The following is a 17,824-nucleotide window of genomic DNA, read 5'->3' as shown; positions in this document are numbered from 1 at the left end:
AGCTAGTTATAAGAATATCCTTACCCCGCCATCCTCCTCATCATGTTATTTTCGCGACATCATAATCCTGGGTCTTGCTGAAGAATAATTGAAATGATATTAGTAATTCCACTGCGTTTGGCAGAGGAATGTGCTAAATAATGGTCTGTTGTTAAATTATTGTGTATTTCTCTGTCGTGACGGCAACAAGGAAAAACAGACTTGCTTTCTGCGGTTTTATATCATTGTTTTTAAATGATTTTATTGGCAGCCTGATGAGGTCTTTAGATATTGGCGCGGTCAGCAAAAGAGAATTACTTAACAATTTTGCAAAATGTATTGGCGGGCAAGAAGCGCATTTGATACTTTCCGGCCAACCGTCAGGCGATTTTTTTGGTAATGAGAATAATTAACAATAAAAATTGCTGCATTAAAGAATAAATGTGTCTCGACAGGGGAGACACAGTAGGAACCGACGTAAGGTGGTCGTTCGAATCACCAGAATAAATAAAGTCGGTGATAGCAAAGCGTAACGATATATCAACCTGGCAGCAGAAAGTCTCCGAATCTGTCCAGGGTCCCAACCCGGGATTACACATGCTGGTTAAAGCCAGTAATTATAATGAGGGAGTCCAAAAAACAATGACCAACATCACCAAGAGAAGTTTAGTAGCAGCAGGCGTTCTGGCTGCGCTTATGGCAGGGAATGTTGCGCTGGCGGCTGATGTACCCGCTGGTGTTCAGCTTGCAGAAAAACAAACGCTGGTGCGTAACAATGGTTCTGAAGTTCAGTCATTAGATCCGCACAAAATTGAAGGGGTTCCGGAGTCTAATATCAGTCGCGACCTGTTTGAAGGCTTGCTGGTCAGCGATCTCGATGGTCATCCGGCGCCTGGCGTCGCTGAGTCCTGGGATAATAAAGATGCCAAAGTCTGGACATTCCATCTGCGTAAAGATGCGAAATGGTCCGACGGCACGCCAGTCACTGCGCAGGACTTTGTATACAGCTGGCAACGTTCTGTTGATCCGAACACCGCTTCTCCCTATGCCAGTTATCTACAATATGGGCATATCGCCGGTATTGATGAAATTCTCGAAGGAAAAAAACCGATTACCGATCTCGGCGTGAAAGCCGTCGATGACCACACTTTAGAAGTCACATTAAGTGAGCCTGTTCCGTATTTCTATAAATTACTGGTTCACCCATCGACTTCTCCGGTGCCAAAAGCCGCTATTGAGAAATTCGGCGAGAAATGGACCCAGCCAGGAAATATTGTCACCAATGGCGCCTATACCTTAAAAGATTGGGTCGTTAACGAACGTATCGTTCTTGAACGCAGCCCGACCTACTGGAACAACGCGAAAACCGTCATTAACCAGGTCACCTATTTGCCCATTGCTTCTGAAGTCACCGATGTTAACCGCTATCGCAGCGGCGAAATTGATATGACCTATAACAATATGCCGATCGAGCTGTTCCAGAAGCTGAAAAAAGAGATCCCGAACGAAGTTCACGTCGATCCGTATCTGTGCACCTACTATTACGAAATTAACAACCAGAAACCGCCATTCAACGACGTGCGTGTGCGTACCGCACTGAAACTGGGTATGGATCGCGAAATCATTGTTAATAAAGTGAAAGCACAGGGCGATATGCCAGCCTATGGTTACACTCCTCCTTACACAGATGGTGCAAAATTAACTCAGCCGGAATGGTTTGGCTGGAGCCAGGAAAAACGTAACGAAGAAGCGAAAAAGCTGCTGGCTGAAGCGGGCTATACCGCAGACAAACCGTTGACCATTAACCTGCTATATAACACGTCCGATCTGCATAAAAAGCTGGCGATTGCTGCCTCTTCACTGTGGAAGAAAAACATTGGTGTAAACGTCAAACTGGTTAACCAGGAGTGGAAAACCTTCCTCGATACCCGTCACCAGGGAACTTTTGATGTGGCTCGTGCAGGCTGGTGTGCTGACTACAACGAACCAACTTCCTTCCTGAACACCATGCTGTCGAACAGCTCGATGAATACCGCGCATTATAAGAGCCCGGCCTTTGACAGTATTATGGCGGAAACGCTGAAAGCGACTGACGAGGCGCAACGCACTGCACTGTACACCAAAGCAGAACAGCAGCTGGATAAAGATTCGGCCATTGTTCCGGTTTATTACTACGTGAACGCGCGTCTGGTGAAACCGTGGGTTGGGGGTTATACCGGCAAAGATCCGCTGGATAATACCTACACCAGAAATATGTACATTGTGAAGCACTAATGGCAATACGTGGGGCAGGGGAACTTGCTCCACGGTGTCTGATTTTTATCGCATTACAGAAGGCACAGGCCAGAAGGTAGGGCAATGTTAAAATTTATTCTACGTCGCTGTCTGGAAGCGATTCCGACGCTATTTATTCTTATTACTATTTCGTTCTTTATGATGCGTCTGGCGCCGGGAAGTCCTTTTACCGGCGAACGTACATTACCGCCAGAAGTGATGGCCAATATCGAAGCGAAATATCATCTTAATGATCCGATCATGACACAGTATTTCAGCTACCTGAAACAACTGGCGCATGGTGATTTCGGTCCGTCTTTTAAATATAAAGATTATTCGGTCAATGACCTGGTCGCATCCAGCTTCCCTGTTTCTGCAAAATTGGGGGCAGCCGCGTTTATACTTGCGGTAGTGCTGGGTGTTAGTGCTGGCGTTATTGCCGCATTAAAACAAAACACCAAATTGGACTATACCGTGATGGGGCTGGCAATGACCGGGGTAGTTATCCCCAGTTTTGTGGTTGCGCCGTTATTAGTCATGATATTTGCGATCATATTGCATTGGCTACCAGGCGGTGGCTGGAATGGCGGGGCGCTGAAATTCATGATACTGCCGATGGTGGCGTTGTCTCTTGCCTATATCGCCAGTATTGCGCGTATTACCCGTGGTTCGATGATTGAAGTTTTACATTCCAACTTTATTCGTACTGCCCGCGCGAAAGGTTTACCTATGCGCAGGATCATCCTTCGCCACGCATTAAAACCTGCTCTGTTACCCGTACTCTCATATATGGGGCCCGCATTTGTCGGCATTATTACCGGTTCTATGGTTATCGAAACCATTTATGGTTTACCAGGGATCGGGCAATTGTTTGTGAATGGTGCGTTGAACCGTGACTATTCATTGGTATTAAGCCTGACCATTCTGGTTGGTGCATTAACCATTTTGTTTAATGCCATTGTCGATGTGCTATATGCGGTTATCGACCCGAAAATCCGTTACTGATACTGGAGCTCGCGATGATGTTAAGTAAGAAAAACAGCGAGACGCTGGAAAATTTCAGTGAAAAGCTGGAGGTCGAAGGGCGCAGCTTGTGGCAGGACGCACGCCGACGTTTTATGCATAACCGTGCGGCGGTCGCCAGTCTGATTGTACTGGTGCTGATTGCGCTGTTTGTTATCCTGGCACCGATGCTTTCGCAATTTGCTTATGACGATACCGACTGGGCAATGATGTCCAGCGCCCCGGATATGGAATCTGGTCACTACTTCGGTACTGACTCATCTGGTCGCGACCTGCTGGTGCGCGTTGCGATTGGCGGACGAATCTCACTCATGGTCGGTGTCGCTGCGGCGCTGGTGGCAGTGGTCGTAGGTACACTTTATGGTTCACTTTCCGGTTATCTTGGCGGCAAAGTGGATTCGGTAATGATGCGTCTGCTGGAAATCCTCAACTCCTTCCCATTCATGTTCTTCGTCATTTTGCTGGTGACCTTTTTCGGCCAAAACATCCTGCTGATTTTCGTGGCGATTGGCATGGTTTCCTGGCTGGATATGGCGCGTATTGTGCGTGGGCAAACCCTGAGTCTGAAGCGCAAAGAGTTTATTGAGGCGGCACAAGTTGGCGGTGTATCTACGCCCGGCATTGTAATTCGCCATATTGTGCCCAACGTGCTCGGCGTGGTGGTGGTCTACGCATCGCTACTGGTGCCCAGCATGATCCTCTTTGAATCCTTTTTAAGCTTCCTGGGGCTGGGTACACAAGAGCCGTTAAGCAGCTGGGGCGCATTGCTGAGTGATGGCGCGAACTCAATGGAGGTCTCTCCGTGGTTACTGCTGTTCCCTGCGGGATTTCTCGTGGTGACGCTGTTTTGTTTCAACTTTATCGGCGATGGCTTGCGTGATGCCCTCGACCCGAAAGATCGTTAAGGAGTGCAGCCATGAGCGTAATTGAAACTGCAACTGTGCCGCTCGCACAACAACAGGCTGACGCACTGCTGAACGTGAAAGATTTGCGTGTCACCTTTAGTACCCCGGATGGCGACGTCACGGCGGTCAATGATTTGAATTTTTCCCTGCGTGCCGGGGAAACTCTGGGTATCGTTGGTGAATCTGGTTCGGGTAAATCGCAAACCGCGTTTGCCTTAATGGGGCTGCTGGCTGCCAACGGACATATTGGCGGCTCGGCAACGTTCAATGGGCGAGAAATCCTCAATCTTCCAGAGCGAGAACTCAACAAGCTGCTCGCTGAACAAATCTCGATGATTTTTCAGGATCCGATGACCTCATTAAATCCTTATATGCGCGTCGGTGAGCAGTTGATGGAAGTGCTGATGCTGCATAAAAGCATGAGCAAGGCTGAAGCGTTTGAAGAGTCGGTGCGGATGCTTGATGCAGTAAAAATGCCAGAAGCGCGTAAGCGCATGAAGATGTTCCCGCATGAATTTTCTGGTGGGATGCGTCAGCGCGTCATGATTGCGATGGCGTTGCTGTGTCGGCCTAAACTGCTGATTGCCGATGAGCCGACAACCGCGCTGGACGTGACCGTACAGGCGCAGATCATGACGCTATTGAATGAACTGAAGCGGGAATTTAATACCGCCATCATTATGATCACTCACGATCTTGGTGTCGTGGCGGGGATCTGTGACAAAGTGCTGGTGATGTACGCCGGGCGCACGATGGAATATGGCAATGCGCGCGATGTCTTTTATCAACCCGTTCATCCTTATTCTATCGGTTTGCTGAATGCGGTGCCGCGCCTTGATGCGGAAGGTGAAACCATGTTGACCATCCCGGGTAATCCGCCAAACCTACTACGATTACCGAAAGGTTGCCCGTTCCAGCCACGTTGTCCGTATGCGATGGAAATTTGTAGTAGTGCGCCGCCGCTGGAAGAGTTTACGCCTGGTCGTCTGCGTGCCTGCTTTAAACCGGTGGAGGAGCTGTTATGAATGCTGTAACCGAAGGAAGAAAAGTCCTCCTCGAAATCGCTGACCTGAAAGTGCACTTTGAGATCAAAGATGGCAAACAGTGGTTCTGGCAACCGGCAAAAACGCTGAAAGCGGTCGATGGTGTCACGCTTCGCCTGTATGAAGGGGAAACATTAGGTGTGGTAGGGGAATCGGGATGCGGTAAGTCCACCTTTGCTCGTGCCATCATCGGTTTGGTCAAGGCTACTGACGGTCGTGTTGCCTGGTTAGGCAAAGAGTTGTTGGGGATGAAGCCCGATGAATGGCGTGCCGTTCGTAGTGATATCCAGATGATTTTTCAGGATCCGCTGGCGTCGCTGAATCCACGTATGACCATCGGCGAGATCATCGCAGAACCGCTGCGCACCTATCATCCGAAAATGTCACGTCAGGAAGTTCGTGAGCGCGTGAAGGCGATGATGATGAAAGTTGGCTTGCTACCCAATCTGATTAACCGCTATCCGCATGAGTTCTCCGGCGGGCAGTGCCAGCGTATCGGGATTGCTCGTGCACTTATTCTTGAACCGAAGCTGATTATCTGCGATGAGCCGGTGTCGGCGCTGGACGTGTCAATTCAGGCGCAGGTAGTCAACCTGCTCCAGCAGTTGCAACGTGAGATGGGATTGTCATTAATCTTTATCGCCCACGATCTGGCAGTGGTAAAACACATTTCCGATCGCGTGCTGGTGATGTATCTCGGACATGCGGTAGAACTGGGGACGTATGATGAGGTCTACCATAATCCGCTGCATCCTTATACCAAAGCATTGATGTCGGCAGTGCCCATTCCTGACCCGGATCTGGAAAAGAATAAATCTATTCAGTTACTGGAAGGGGAATTACCGTCGCCGATCAACCCACCTTCTGGTTGTGTTTTCCGTACCCGCTGCCCGATTGCCGGTCCTGAGTGTGCCAAAACGCGACCTGTGCTGGAGGGGAGTTTCAGACATGCCGTTTCTTGCCTGAAAGTCGATCCGCTTTAAAACAAAAAGGGCTGACAACTGTCAGCCCTTTATCACGCCAAAAGCGATTATTTATTCTCGCCAGATAATATGGCAAAGTTTGTGATCTTTTTCGCGGCATAACAGGATACGGGCGAAAATATCGTTGATTTCACCATCTTCACTGTCCGCCAGGCCAATCACCACTTCGGCAAAAAAGTCCGGGTTCAAGTCGAAATCAACATGCTCCTGCCAGTCTTCTGCCGGGTCGAATAACTCCGCACCGCCGCGCTCTTCAAACTGAAGATTGAACAGCAGAACATCAGCCGGATCGAGATTATCTGCGGCCAGTTCGAGAAAAATATCATAGGCCTGTTCAAGTGTTTCATCTTCGGTCAGGCGATTGTTTAAATCCATATCCATAGTCACTACCCGTTTAACATCTGTTGGCCACGTTTTACAGCAACGGGCTGAAGAAGTAAAACAGTCGCTCGGCAACGCGCTGCCAGAGTGGTCGTTTCGCCCACAATCGCGCATCAAGTAAACGTGAACGCGAAATATAATCGTCCTGAACGGCGGCGAGGTCAGCACCAAAACCTTTATCGTCGATCGCCAGCGTGATTTCAAAGTTCAGCCAAAGACTACGCATATCGAGGTTAACGGTGCCCACCAGACTTAACTCGCCATCGACCAGCACGCTCTTGGTATGCAGTAATCCGCCTTCAAACTGATAAATTTTAACCCCTGCAGCCAGTAGTTCAGTAAAGAACGCGCGGCTGGCCCAGCCAACCAGCATTGAGTCATTTTTACGTGGCAGGATAATACTGACATCAACACCACGTTGCGCTGCCGTGCAAATAGCGTGAAGCAAATCATCGCTGGGCACGAAGTAGGGTGTCGTCATAATTAAATATTCGCGCGCCGAATATGCAGCGGTGAGTAGGGCCTGGTGAATCAGGTCTTCCGGGAAGCCGGGGCCAGAAGCAATGGTATGGATCGTATGACCGCTGGCCTGCTCAAACGGCATAATATTGACATCTGGTGGCGGCGGCAGAATACGTTTCCCGGTTTCAATCTCCCAGTCGCAGGAATAAATAATCCCCATCGCGGTGGCGATGGGGCCTTCCATACGCGCCATCAGGTCAATCCATTGTCCTACGCCCGCATCCTGTTTGAAGAAGCGCGGATCGACCATATTCATACTGCCGGTATAGGCAATGTAGTTATCGATCATGATCATCTTGCGGTGCTGGCGCAGATCCATACGGCGTAAAAATACGCGCATCAGATTAACTTTTAGGGACTCGACCACTTCGATACCTGCATTACGCATCAGTTCTGGCCACGGACTGCGGAAGAACGCGACGCTACCGGCGGAATCGAGCATCAGTCGGCAATGAATACCGCGTCGGGCTGCTGCCATCAATGACTCAGCTACCTGATCCGCCATACCGCCGGGTTGCCAGATATAAAACACCATCTCAATATTATGCCGGGCGAGCTGGATGTCGCGGATTAACGCCTGCATTACATCATCAGATTCGGTCATCAGTTGTAGCTGATTTCCTTTGACCCCGGCGATCCCCTGACGACGCTCGCAGAGCTTGAATAACGGCCCGGCGACACTGCTGTTTTCTTCCGCGAAGATATGTTTACAGGCTTTAAGATCGTTAAGCCATTTAGCGGTAGAAGGCCACATCGCTCTGGCGCGTTCGGCACGGCGTTTACCTAAGTGGAGTTCGCCGACTGCAAGATAGGCAATAATTCCGACCAGCGGCAGAATATAAATGATCAACAGCCAGGCCATGGCGGAGGGAACTGCACGTCGTTTCATCAGAATGCGTAATGTTACGCCTGCAATGAGCAACCAGTATCCCAGAATGGCCAACCAACTCACCAACGTATAAACGGTTGTCATAGATTAGAAATCCTTTTGAAAGCGCATTGTTATGAGTTTACGCATATGGATTCATCTGGCAAATAAAAACGCGGGAAAAGCACTGGTCAGCGTCGGGGGCGAGGGTATAATGACCACTCTGTTATTGCATAGAGTAGTTAACATGAAGCGGAGTAGAACGGAAGTGGGACGCTGGCGTATGCAGCGTCAGGCTAGCCGGCGTAAATCGCGTTGGCTTGAGGGGCAGTCTCGCCGAAATATGCGTATCCACAGCATCAGGAAGTGCATTCTAAACAAACAGCGTAACTCGTTATTGTTTGCGATCTACAATATCTGAATGTTCCGGGCACCATCGCGGTGCCCGATAAGTTTGCCTTCGGCCTTTATAATCTATTTTTGTGCCGATTCATTACTGCCAGTTTTCGTTTCATCGTCATCGCTGAAAATACCATGCCCGGAGTTCAGCAACATTGAGACGAGCATATCATTATTAATCTCTTCACCATTTAAAACCCGCGCCAGAATTTCGCTGCCAAAAAGCTGCGGCGAAAGAATGATGTCCGGATGTACCATTTTAATTTTGTTCAGGTTTTTGCTATCACTGACCGCAAGCACTGTTTTGACATCTTTGCTCATATCTTTGGCTGACAGGACGACAAAAGCGTTATCTGCATCGTTATCACTGAGCGCCAGAATAGCCCGACAGTGATCGATTCCCGCTTTCTTTAATACCGAACTGTCATTGCTGTCACCGGGAATAACATCAGCATTGTCGCCTAAGCGTTGCTCAAGTTGTTTGATGTCATCTTCTGGCAAGTTACTGATAACAGTTACGTTTTGTCCGCGTTGATTCAGTTGTAGAATCGTGTTGATTGCCAGAATGGAGTGACCGCAAACAATAAAGTGATCTTTACGATTCATCGTATGCTTGTTTCCTTTCACAAGTTTATTGAATCCTCCTCGGATAAGGGGACCAAAAATAGAGGTCATGGAGGTGGCGAAAACGGTAATGCCAGAAATAATGACGGAAATAGTAAACAGGCGTGCCGATTCAGAAACGGGGACGATATCGCCATAGCCCACGGTTGACATAGTTTCTATCGAAAAATAGAAGGCAGTCATCAGGCTCTCTATTCGTGGATTGAAACCCTCACTTAAATACAGCGCGCCGTAGGTGGAGTAAAACAGTAACGTCGTAAAACTAATAAAAGCAAAAATTGTCCCGGCTGCGGCACTACTGTGTGAGAAGTCTTTGCGCAGCACCAGTAAAATTACCAGCGTAAAGATGCAAAAACCGATGCTGAATTTCAGCCAGGGATAAAAATGAAGGGTGTAAATCAGTGTTATTAACAACAAAATAATACTGATTGCCCATGCCAGTTTTGCCCGAAATAACAAGCCGATCGAATTCAGAACAAGAAAGACGCCGAGCATAAACAGCGGCGCATTGGCCAGCAAGGAGAGATCAAGTTCCGAAAATGCCTGGATATGGAAAATATCGAGCAGATTGACCGACATACCATAGATTGTTTTAAAAATAAGCAATCCATTTAAAAAGACGGCTAGCGCGATAATATCGTGCCGCAGGGTCACCCATAAATTTACTGCTGTTTGCCTGAATGTAGCCCAGTGACTCACTGATACCTCTGTAACCACAATTTTGTTTAATTATCTCTGCGCGTACATAATGTGAACATACATGCGACGCGTGAATATGTTAAACAATAGTAGATGACTTTATCCGCAGTAATCAAAGGATTTGATTGAGCAATACCTTGTCCGGGAGGGGCATTTTTCCTGAATATGCTGACATCGTATAAAGAAATACAGATAAAGTTATTATCTGTTTGTGATGGTGGCTGCGATGGCATACCTACAAGGAAAGGCCAAACAAGAACACGGTTGCTAAAACCGTGTTCTAAGATGTGGAGCCTCTATTCAGAACACTTTCTTAAAGGGCTTTACTGAAACTTGTTCATACACTCCGGCCGCCACGTAAGGATCGGCATCGGCCCAGGCTTGCGCTGCTTCCAGAGATTCAAATTCAGCAATCACCGTCGAACCGGTAAAACCAGCGGCACCAGGATCATTGCTATCAACTGCTGGCATGGGTCCCGCAGTCAGCAAACGACCTTCATCATGCAGTAACTGCAAACGCGCTAAATGTGCCGGACGAACGGAAAGGCGTTTTTCGAGACTATCGGCTTTGTCTTGAGCGTAAATTACATACAACACGGGCACAACTCCTTGTTCGGAAAAGTTGTAAAGTACGTTATTTGAAAGGGCGAAGATCTGCAACGGAAAGATGATGTCTTTGTTAAGAGTCTGGATAAAGTCAGGCTAATTACGCCAAAAATTGCGTTTTCACTGATCCTGATCGTTTTGCGTTATTGAATATGATTGCTATTTGCATTTAAAATCGAGGCCTGGTTTTTCTACTGAAATGATTATGACTTCAATGACCCTTGATTTACCTCGCCGCTTCCCCTGGCCGACGTTACTTTCAGTCTGCATTCACGGTGCTGTCGTGGCGGGTCTACTCTATACCTCGGTACATCAGGTTATTGAACTACCTGCGCCCGCGCAGCCGATTTCTGTCACCATGGTTGCGCCAGCCGATCTTGAACCGCCACAAGCTGTTCAACCGCCACCAGAGCCGGTGGCGGAGCCAGAGCCGGAACCTGAACCATTACCAGAACCGCCAAAAGAAGCGCCGGTGGTCATTGAAAAGCCGAAGCCGAAACCTAAGCCAAAACCGAAGCCAGTGAAAAAGGTGCAGGAACAGCCAAAGCGCGATGTTAAACCAGCGGAGTCGCGTCCGGCATCACCGTTTGAAAATACGGCACCCGCACGCCCGACATCAAGTACGGCAACGGCTGCAACTAGCAAGCCGGTTACAAGTGTGGCTTCAGGACCACGCGCATTAAGCCGTAATCAGCCGCAGTATCCAGCGCGCGCGCAGGCATTGCGCATTGAAGGGCAGGTTAAAGTTAAGTTTGACGTTACACCGGATGGTCGCGTGGATAACGTACAAATTCTTTCTGCCAAACCCGCGAACATGTTTGAGCGCGAAGTGAAAAACGCGATGCGTAGATGGCGCTACGAGTCGGGTAAGCCAGGAAGTGGGATTGTGGTAAATATTCTGTTTAAAATTAACGGCACCACCGAAATTCAGTAAGCAAAAAGTCAAAAGCCTCCGACCGGAGGCTTTTGACTATTACTCGACAGGTAAGGCGCGAGGCTTTCCTTCAGGATCAACCGCGACATACTTAAATAATGCTTCCGTCGCTTTATAGCGTTGCCCAAGTGGTTCAGACGCTACCTTTTTCACCCACACTTCAATATTAATGCTGACAGATGTTGTCCCTTTCTTGACACAGCGCGCATAGCAGCACACCACATCACCGACTGCTACAGGTCGCAGAAAAGTCATGCCTTCCACGCGAACGGTCACGACGCGACCATGTGCAATTTCTTTTGCCAGAATGGCACCACCAATATCCATCTGCGACATCAACCAACCACCAAAAATATCGCCATTGGCATTGGTATCGGCAGGCATGGCTAAAGTTCGTAAAACCAGATCGCCCTGGGGGACGTTATGTGTTGTTGACATGGTAAAACCGACTAAAAAGGAAAATCACAGGCGCGATGCTACTATGATTTTCCTGAGGAGAACAGAGGAGATACAGCGCCAGCCCCGAAGGACTGGCTGTCTGGTTATGATTTATCTTCCTGTGGCATGTGGCGGTAGATATAGATACCGCTTAACAGCGTGAAGATTAAGGTGAGGGCGGTCAGACCGAACACTTTGAAGTTGACCCAAATATTTTGTGGCAGCCAGAAAGCGATATAGATGTTTGCCAGCCCGCAAAGGATAAAAAAGACTGCCCAGGCCAGATTCAACTTCGACCATACTGGCTGCGGCAGGGTAAGCTCTTTACCCAACATACGTTGAATCAGCGGCTTTTTCATTACCCATTGGCTAACCAACAGGGCACCGGCAAACAGTGCGTAAATAACGGTGACCTTCCATTTAATAAACTCATCATTGTGGAAGAAAAGCGTCAGACCGCCGAAGACGACCACCAGAACAAAGGTGATCAGGGCCATCTTCTCAACCTTACGAAAGCGAACCCAGCTATAAATAAGCACAATCGCTGTGGCGACGATCAGCGCCGCAGTTGCCGCATAGATGTCATAAATCTTATAGAACGCGAAGAAGACAACCAGCGGTAGAAAATCAAGAAACTGCTTCATTTTACGATTCCGTAATCAAATGCTTAGGGTTATTGGCGAATCAACATGTACAGACGGAACAGATAGATGAGCAATACGGCTGAAATCAGGTTGCTCAAGGTGTTCGCCAGTACAGCGCCAATTTCTGGGGTTAATGCGGCAAACGAAGAGGCAAACAGCAACAACAGAGTTTTTGCCAGTAACCAGCTCAATACCGCAGGTGCCACCAGACGCATATTCGCCCATGTCAGCCGCATACTGCTGCGCATGGAGGCGAAAATGCCCATTTTATCCTGGACCAGCATCACGGGAGCCAACGCCAGCAGGATGGCCATGATGATACCAGGAACGACCACCAGCATGATGCCTATTTGCACAATCAATGTCGTCAGGAGGATTAGCAAGAATAGCTTCGGTAATACCGGAGCGCTCGCGCCAATTGCCCGTAATGCGCTGACCCGCTGACCGGCGGACACTAGCTGGATCATTAATAATACGCCGCCCGCAAGAATGGCGTTACCGATTAATCCTGAAAAGGTAGAAGCGGCAGACGCACGCAGCAAAATCTGCTGTTGTTCCGGGGACATATTTTGTACCAGGTCGAACAACCCACCGCCGCCACTAACGGGTACACCGTCATTGAGCTGCGCAAGTTGAGCGTCACTGGGTGAGAAAACATGTCCTAACACCACTGTGATAAATGCACAAAGCAACGATACCAACAGAATGGTCATAAATTGATTACGGAAGAAATTTCCGGTGTCACGGTATACGGACTGCGCCGTGATAGACATGCACTCTCCTTGAGTTTTATGCAGGTGTTAATTAGCGGGCAATTGTACCCTGGTTAGCCTCTCAGTGGCAGCATCAGGTCATGTATGGAAAAGCATATCTTTGTAAAGCGGAGGTAATTGTTGGCATTTATGTGTGCAGACAGGAGCAAGTGGCGAGCGCGTTAATATTTGCGCAGCGAAAATATATAAAAATTGATTTAAATCACGTTAACCAGGATTTTTGATGCAACTTCTAAATTAATCCAGATCAATAAATGGTGATTTAGAGAATGTAGTGTGATCTGTGTAGGATCATTTGTTACTCCAATGTAGGTATATTTGTCACGTTTTTATAACCATAACGACGGAGCGGATATGAAAAAATTAACAGTGGCGGCTTTGGCAGTAACAACTCTTCTCTCTGGCACGGCCTTTGCGCATGAAGCAGGCGAGTTTTTTATGCGTGCAGGTTCTGCGACTGTGCGTCCGACAGAAGGCGCTGGTGGTACATTAGGAAGTTTGGGTGGGTTTAGTGTGACTAATAACACTCAGTTGGGCCTGACGTTTACGTATATGGCGACTGACAATATCGGTGTTGAATTACTGGCAGCGACGCCTTTCCGCCATAAAATTGGTACTCGCGCGACCGGTGATATTGCAACAGTCCATCATCTGCCGCCAACACTGATGGCGCAGTGGTATTTTGGTGATGCCAGCAGCAAATTCCGTCCTTACGTTGGTGCCGGTATTAACTACACCACGTTCTTTGATAATGGATTTAACGATCATGGCAAAGAGGCCGGGCTTTCCGATCTCAGTCTGAAAGATTCCTGGGGAGCAGCCGGGCAGGTGGGGGTTGATTATCTGATTAACCGTGACTGGTTGGTTAACATGTCAGTCTGGTACATGGATATCGATACTACCGCCAATTATAAGCTGGGCGGTGCACAGCAACACGATAGCGTACGCCTCGATCCGTGGGTGTTTATGTTCTCAGCAGGATATCGTTTTTAATTTTCTCTGCAAAACCTCTGCAAAACTCCTCTGCAAAACTGGTCATCAAATGACCAGTTTTTTCCATTCCTTACCGCGTGCGTTGTTGTAAATATCGGTCATTTTTTGATTCGAATGGTCCAGCAAAATTTTGGTATCAATTCCCTGTTCTCTGAACAATCGTTCTGATAGAGAGCTCTGCTCATGGAAAGAGGGTGGGGTGCCATTAGCACGGCAGTTGTAATCCACAGAATCCCTGGCTTTTTTAAATGCAATTGTTAACGTTGCTGGCTTAACCATCCCGCCATGTTTACCTGTCCCTTTAGCGTGATGATGATGTAATAACCACGGACTTAGAACGCAGTCACGACAGGATGACACCACATCACCCAGAGTAAGACTTAATTTGTCGCAACGCAGGGCAAGAGGGATGGCGATCCGGGCTCCTGTTTTTTGTTGCTCGACATGGAGGTAGCCATCTCTGATATCCGAAAACTGCATTTTGCAAATATCGGAAAGATGCTGCTCCGTCATCAGAGCCAGTTGCATACCGCGTTGTAAAAAGTAACCATCCTTTTCCGCTGCATTATAGATCATCATCCACTCATCAAAGGTCAGTCGTTGCCTTGATATCCGTACCTGTGGTTTTTTTGCCGATTCTGCAGGGTTAAAGCCTGGCGGGACATCGCCAATTTGCTGAGCCTCCCGGAAAACATCGATCAGTACTTTCCTGAAAATTTGTCCCATTCTGTTATGTCCTTTTGCCTTGTAATCTTCCAGCACCGATACCACATCTTTTACGGTTATGGCATCTAATGGCCTGGTGCCAAAACGTTCATCAAATACCCTGAGAGGGGGCGCTTTCTGTTTCAGTGTGTTGAGTGATCTCTCCGTTTTCATATCTTTCCTGTTGAATTTTTCTGTAACTATTCAGAAAAACGGAAATGGTTGATGAACCACCGGTATCATTAATAATTTTCTCCTGCAGGCTGAGCATTTGTTCCATTTGTTGCCTGGCAAGACGGCTGTTCGCTCCTGCTGCAATAGCTTCTGCCTGTGTCTTGGGTGGGGAAGTGCTTATTTCTATGGATGGGGTACTTCCTTTTACTATGGATTTCCATGGTGAGTTGTTGGGGCTGGCGTTGATGATGTGGCCCGCAGTTTGTTTTATGCTGTTACAGTTATCGTTATATTTCTTGTTGGATGGGGAGTTGGTATTGTTTTCTTTTTAGGCATAAAACAAAAAAATAATATACAGAATTTGAGTTTTATCAGGCTTTTTCTGGCAATATTGCTGCTTTTTGTTCCGCCTGTTTTGGAGTTTTCGGTAATTCATCAGCACCTTGCGTCAGATGCACTGGCTTTATGTGTTATTACAGTTTTAATAATCACACTTCTTGTCAGGTCAGGCAGGAGGCTTATCTCAGACAAATGTATTTCGGAAGTGTCTTTTATTCGTCATCACCGGATTGAATTCATGATGGTCGGATTTATGATTTATTTCTGGATATTCTCTCTTATTGCCGGTTGGTACAAACCCCAGTTTAACCAGGAATATCAGGCGCTCCACTATGAGAATGTCTGGTATTACGTTATTGCACGCTATGATGAACGTCTGGTGTTATCGAAATCGTACAGGAGTGTGAGTATGAAGTTCGTCATACTTAATAGAGGGCATATTGATGACTTTGAAATTAATGAAATCAGAGTGCGTTAAAATTTCCTGAGTAACAAAGAATTTTTATTTCCCGCCATTGAGCGGTTTTTTGTGCCCGTAGGCTTGGTGTAGTACGGTAAAGACGCTGGTGGTCGTGAATAGTGCTTTTATCTTGCTGGCTTTTCAGACAAGACTTATTAGTGTGCCACGTTAATAGGAAAAGGGAAAAGACATGCTAAAACAGCAGGATATGACTGAAGCTGACAAAGTGGTGTTTAATGAATTAAGCTCCACCGGCCGGCGATGTCGGGAAATTGCGCAGAATACTTACCTTTCACGCGAACGCAGCCGGTTTATACTGACCCAGCTTGTTATGGCGGCTCTCGCAGATTATCAGTTCGGTTGTTATAGACGCCTTACGCAGAGAAGACTCTTTAATTTGGGGTAATGGGCGGGGCTGGTGGGTGTTAGCAGCACCTACCAGCTATATTCTCATGCGTTGGGGTCATAAGCAAACCTCAGCTCTACTGCTTTGCGCAAAAGCAGTAGGTCTATCAGAGACAGGCTTAATGACCCATGCTTGACCTGTGAAAATATGCAGTTGTGAGTTTATCAACGCCGCCAGTCTGGAATTTATTGGGGAGGATGGATTATGTTAGAAAATACATCCAGTTGTTCCATCTGAAAATATACTTATAAGCTTACTAACTCTTCTGGACTGGTCTTTTTGACGATGTTGTCGATATTCTTAATAATCTTTTGTAAAAATATTCTCCTGATATCTACCCCACTAGAGTAATGAAGTGCGAAGATGGGTGAGGATGTCAGGAATGGTGGGCTTTACGGTGTGCCTGATAAAATTGACTCTGAGTAATATCTCTGTATATGCCAGAAAGCACCCTCAGAGTCACATAATGAAATTATGGAAGGGGCGGTGGTAGGTTGACAATCAGAAAATGAAAGTGATTGCGCCATTAATGTAAGAGTAATCTTTACCCGTTTTAAACTCTGGTGATACACGATTTAACGACAAGGTTAAAGCAACCGGAGAATAACCTACTGTTGTGCCGACACGATATTCATCAACAGTTCTGTTTAGCGAAACAGTTTCACTCCTTGTTTGAAGTGTTTTTCCTTGCAAAGTATAGTTGCGATCGACTTCGCGTCGTTCAATACCGGCAAATACTTTGTATATTAATCCACTATTCCCGGATGAGTGGATTAATCCCCTGTTCGCAAGCAGGCCAAAACCATTGTCTGAGTTAAATATTTTATCATTTCCAATGGCAAATGTTGCTCCATATCCAATATACTGAAACAAGTTACCACTTACTGCTGATAGTTCAGGGTAAACTCCAATGTTTGTACCCATTAATTCAATATTGGGTGTAAGAGATACCATACCTTTAACTGTATAACCGTAGCGATTTTCAATTTGATCATCCCAGGCTTGATATTTTTCAGCATGAATAATTGTATGTGCTTTATTCTGAACTTTTTGTCCACCGGCATCAGGTCCTACTACGCCAAAATCCGTACCAAAACGATAGCGAAACCAGTTTGTAATGACATCGCTCCATTCAACTCCCGTATGAAGATATGCACTAAAGGCTCTGTCCCCGGTTACAGCTATTGGGTGCCTTTTATTTGTACCGGATGGAGAATAAATATCTTGTGCAAGATGAAACGATAGCTGACCTGACTCTGTAACATTATGGCTATAGCCAATGAAAAGCCCCTGTGTATAATCGTCGCGTTTTTCATCTTTATGGCTATAAATCTTGTTGAGCGTAGATTGAAAGAAGCCAGCATCATCATTAGCTAATGATAAGGAAATGCTGTCAGCATTGGCAGTAGGGATGCTGATATTTATTATTAGCAATGCAGGTATTGTAATGTATTTGTTCATGAATATTGCTCCAATGTTTATATTGTGTGTTTTCTTGTGGGCGTATATGTGTTGTGTTTTTAACATGATGGCTTTTTGTTTTTCAATGAGATATCTTTTATGTTGTATTTTTTTTATCATATAAGAATAAATAGTGTAGACTGGCCCCCTGAATCTCCAGACAACCAATATCACTTAAATAAGTGATAGTC

The 17,824-nt window shown here is 46.9% G+C and carries 17 protein-coding genes and 2 pseudogenes; 10 read left to right on the top strand and 9 right to left on the bottom strand.

Annotation, left to right across the window (positions count from 1 at the left end; genetic code table 11):
• Positions 1-621: 621 nt before the first annotated feature.
• The 5 genes from oppA (at position 622) to oppF (ending at position 6,207) form a co-directional block, all read left to right on the top strand.
• Positions 622-2,253, top strand: a complete 1,632-nt coding sequence (gene oppA / locus BEG40_RS12775; protein WP_105285544.1) for an oligopeptide ABC transporter substrate-binding protein OppA — start codon at positions 622-624, stop codon at positions 2,251-2,253.
• Positions 2,254-2,337: 84 nt separating this feature from the next.
• On the top strand, positions 2,338-3,258 hold the full coding sequence (gene oppB / locus BEG40_RS12770) for an oligopeptide ABC transporter permease OppB (RefSeq protein ID WP_105285512.1): 921 nt from the start codon (positions 2,338-2,340) through the stop codon (positions 3,256-3,258).
• 14 nt (positions 3,259-3,272) lie between these two features.
• Entirely contained in the window at positions 3,273-4,181 is a 909-nt protein-coding gene (oppC, locus tag BEG40_RS12765; RefSeq protein ID WP_000979659.1) for an oligopeptide ABC transporter permease OppC, read from the top strand.
• Positions 4,182-4,192: 11 nt separating this feature from the next.
• Positions 4,193-5,206: a murein tripeptide/oligopeptide ABC transporter ATP-binding protein OppD gene (oppD, locus tag BEG40_RS12760; RefSeq protein WP_105285511.1), complete on the top strand. Its 1,014-nt coding sequence runs from the start codon at positions 4,193-4,195 to the stop codon at positions 5,204-5,206.
• Positions 5,203-6,207 (top strand): murein tripeptide/oligopeptide ABC transporter ATP-binding protein OppF, encoded by a 1,005-nt coding sequence (oppF, locus tag BEG40_RS12755; RefSeq protein ID WP_000994883.1) that lies wholly within the window; start codon positions 5,203-5,205, stop codon positions 6,205-6,207. The genes oppD and oppF overlap by 4 nt, the downstream gene beginning before the upstream one ends.
• A 51-nt stretch (positions 6,208-6,258) precedes the next feature.
• On the opposite strand, the gene BEG40_RS12750 is transcribed toward oppF, so the two are convergent.
• Both BEG40_RS12750 and cls read right to left on the bottom strand, forming a co-directional pair.
• Positions 6,259-6,588, bottom strand: a complete 330-nt coding sequence (locus BEG40_RS12750; RefSeq protein ID WP_000366958.1) for an HI1450 family dsDNA-mimic protein — start codon at positions 6,586-6,588, stop codon at positions 6,259-6,261.
• A gap of 34 nt (positions 6,589-6,622) precedes the next feature.
• Complete coding sequence (gene cls, locus BEG40_RS12745; RefSeq protein ID WP_000214525.1) at positions 6,623-8,083, bottom strand: cardiolipin synthase; 1,461 nt, start codon at positions 8,081-8,083, stop codon at positions 6,623-6,625.
• Between the two features lie 142 nt (positions 8,084-8,225).
• Here cls and BEG40_RS21750 point away from each other — a divergent pair, with 142 nt between their 5' ends.
• Positions 8,226-8,399: a YciY family protein gene (locus tag BEG40_RS21750; RefSeq protein WP_001309467.1), complete on the top strand. Its 174-nt coding sequence runs from the start codon at positions 8,226-8,228 to the stop codon at positions 8,397-8,399.
• 53 nt (positions 8,400-8,452) lie between these two features.
• On the opposite strand, the gene kch is transcribed toward BEG40_RS21750, so the two are convergent.
• Together kch and BEG40_RS12730 are read right to left on the bottom strand one after the other, a co-directional pair.
• On the bottom strand, positions 8,453-9,700 hold the full coding sequence (gene kch / locus BEG40_RS12735; RefSeq protein WP_010350461.1) for a voltage-gated potassium channel protein: 1,248 nt from the start codon (positions 9,698-9,700) through the stop codon (positions 8,453-8,455).
• Between the two features lie 300 nt (positions 9,701-10,000).
• Positions 10,001-10,297 carry a YciI family protein gene (locus BEG40_RS12730; protein ID WP_000967596.1) on the bottom strand — a complete coding sequence of 99 codons (297 nt, stop codon included), beginning with the start codon at positions 10,295-10,297 and terminating at the stop codon, positions 10,001-10,003.
• A 223-nt stretch (positions 10,298-10,520) separates the two neighbouring features.
• Between BEG40_RS12730 and tonB the strand changes: the two genes are divergently transcribed.
• A complete protein-coding gene (gene tonB, locus BEG40_RS12725) occupies positions 10,521-11,240 on the top strand; it encodes a TonB system transport protein TonB (protein ID WP_105285543.1) in 720 nt (239 codons plus the stop codon).
• Between the two features lie 39 nt (positions 11,241-11,279).
• Here the strand turns inward: tonB and yciA are convergent, their stop codons facing one another.
• From yciA to BEG40_RS12710, 3 genes are all read right to left on the bottom strand, one after another.
• Positions 11,280-11,678 (bottom strand): acyl-CoA thioester hydrolase YciA, encoded by a 399-nt coding sequence (yciA, locus tag BEG40_RS12720; protein ID WP_000108155.1) that lies wholly within the window; start codon positions 11,676-11,678, stop codon positions 11,280-11,282.
• A gap of 104 nt (positions 11,679-11,782) precedes the next feature.
• A complete protein-coding gene (locus BEG40_RS12715; protein WP_000808667.1) occupies positions 11,783-12,322 on the bottom strand; it encodes a septation protein A in 540 nt (179 codons plus the stop codon).
• A 29-nt stretch (positions 12,323-12,351) separates the two neighbouring features.
• Entirely contained in the window at positions 12,352-13,095 is a 744-nt protein-coding gene (locus BEG40_RS12710) for a YciC family protein (protein WP_000028527.1), read from the bottom strand.
• Between the two features lie 354 nt (positions 13,096-13,449).
• On the opposite strand from BEG40_RS12710, the gene ompW reads away from it, so the two are divergent.
• A complete protein-coding gene (gene ompW, locus BEG40_RS12705; protein WP_000737249.1) occupies positions 13,450-14,088 on the top strand; it encodes an outer membrane protein OmpW in 639 nt (212 codons plus the stop codon).
• A gap of 45 nt (positions 14,089-14,133) precedes the next feature.
• Here the strand turns inward: ompW and BEG40_RS21925 are convergent.
• Positions 14,134-15,121: pseudogene (locus BEG40_RS21925) on the bottom strand (tyrosine-type recombinase/integrase); the annotation flags it as partial.
• Here BEG40_RS21925 and BEG40_RS12690 point away from each other — a divergent pair.
• Positions 15,074-15,784: pseudogene (locus BEG40_RS12690) on the top strand (STM1630 family protein). The pseudogenes BEG40_RS21925 and BEG40_RS12690 sit on opposite strands and share 48 nt — an antisense overlap.
• Before the next feature lie 172 nt (positions 15,785-15,956).
• Positions 15,957-16,172 (top strand): TrmB family transcriptional regulator, encoded by a 216-nt coding sequence (locus BEG40_RS12685; protein ID WP_105285509.1) that lies wholly within the window; start codon positions 15,957-15,959, stop codon positions 16,170-16,172.
• A 501-nt stretch (positions 16,173-16,673) separates the two neighbouring features.
• On the opposite strand, the gene BEG40_RS12675 is transcribed toward BEG40_RS12685, so the two are convergent.
• On the bottom strand, positions 16,674-17,633 hold the full coding sequence (locus BEG40_RS12675; protein WP_105285541.1) for a lipid A deacylase LpxR family protein: 960 nt from the start codon (positions 17,631-17,633) through the stop codon (positions 16,674-16,676).
• Between the last annotated feature and the right edge of the window lie 191 nt (positions 17,634-17,824).

The sequence above is a fragment of the Escherichia sp. MOD1-EC5495 genome (assembly GCF_002965965.1).
Classification (GTDB): domain Bacteria; phylum Pseudomonadota; class Gammaproteobacteria; order Enterobacterales; family Enterobacteriaceae; genus Escherichia; species Escherichia ruysiae.
The sequence above is the reverse complement of the archived record's forward strand: the minus strand, read 5'-3'. Positions and strand labels throughout refer to the sequence as shown.

What these genes read in the sequence shown, in the direction of transcription:
- yciA (WP_000108155.1), bottom strand. Translation starts at nt 11,678, where the DNA reads ATGTCAACAACACATAACGTCCCCCAGGGCGATCTGGTTTTACGAACT.
- oppA (WP_105285544.1), top strand. Translation starts at nt 622, where the DNA reads ATGACCAACATCACCAAGAGAAGTTTAGTAGCAGCAGGCGTTCTGGCT.
- BEG40_RS12710 (WP_000028527.1), bottom strand. Translation starts at nt 13,095, where the DNA reads ATGTCTATCACGGCGCAGTCCGTATACCGTGACACCGGAAATTTCTTC.
- BEG40_RS12685 (WP_105285509.1), top strand. Translation starts at nt 15,957, where the DNA reads ATGCTAAAACAGCAGGATATGACTGAAGCTGACAAAGTGGTGTTTAAT.
- BEG40_RS12675 (WP_105285541.1), bottom strand. Translation starts at nt 17,633, where the DNA reads ATGAACAAATACATTACAATACCTGCATTGCTAATAATAAATATCAGC.
- oppD (WP_105285511.1), top strand. Translation starts at nt 4,193, where the DNA reads ATGAGCGTAATTGAAACTGCAACTGTGCCGCTCGCACAACAACAGGCT.
- BEG40_RS21750 (WP_001309467.1), top strand. Translation starts at nt 8,226, where the DNA reads ATGAAGCGGAGTAGAACGGAAGTGGGACGCTGGCGTATGCAGCGTCAG.
- tonB (WP_105285543.1), top strand. Translation starts at nt 10,521, where the DNA reads ATGACCCTTGATTTACCTCGCCGCTTCCCCTGGCCGACGTTACTTTCA.
- oppF (WP_000994883.1), top strand. Translation starts at nt 5,203, where the DNA reads ATGAATGCTGTAACCGAAGGAAGAAAAGTCCTCCTCGAAATCGCTGAC.
- oppC (WP_000979659.1), top strand. Translation starts at nt 3,273, where the DNA reads ATGATGTTAAGTAAGAAAAACAGCGAGACGCTGGAAAATTTCAGTGAA.
- BEG40_RS12715 (WP_000808667.1), bottom strand. Translation starts at nt 12,322, where the DNA reads ATGAAGCAGTTTCTTGATTTTCTACCGCTGGTTGTCTTCTTCGCGTTC.
- oppB (WP_105285512.1), top strand. Translation starts at nt 2,338, where the DNA reads ATGTTAAAATTTATTCTACGTCGCTGTCTGGAAGCGATTCCGACGCTA.
- ompW (WP_000737249.1), top strand. Translation starts at nt 13,450, where the DNA reads ATGAAAAAATTAACAGTGGCGGCTTTGGCAGTAACAACTCTTCTCTCT.
- cls (WP_000214525.1), bottom strand. Translation starts at nt 8,083, where the DNA reads ATGACAACCGTTTATACGTTGGTGAGTTGGTTGGCCATTCTGGGATAC.
- BEG40_RS12750 (WP_000366958.1), bottom strand. Translation starts at nt 6,588, where the DNA reads ATGGATATGGATTTAAACAATCGCCTGACCGAAGATGAAACACTTGAA.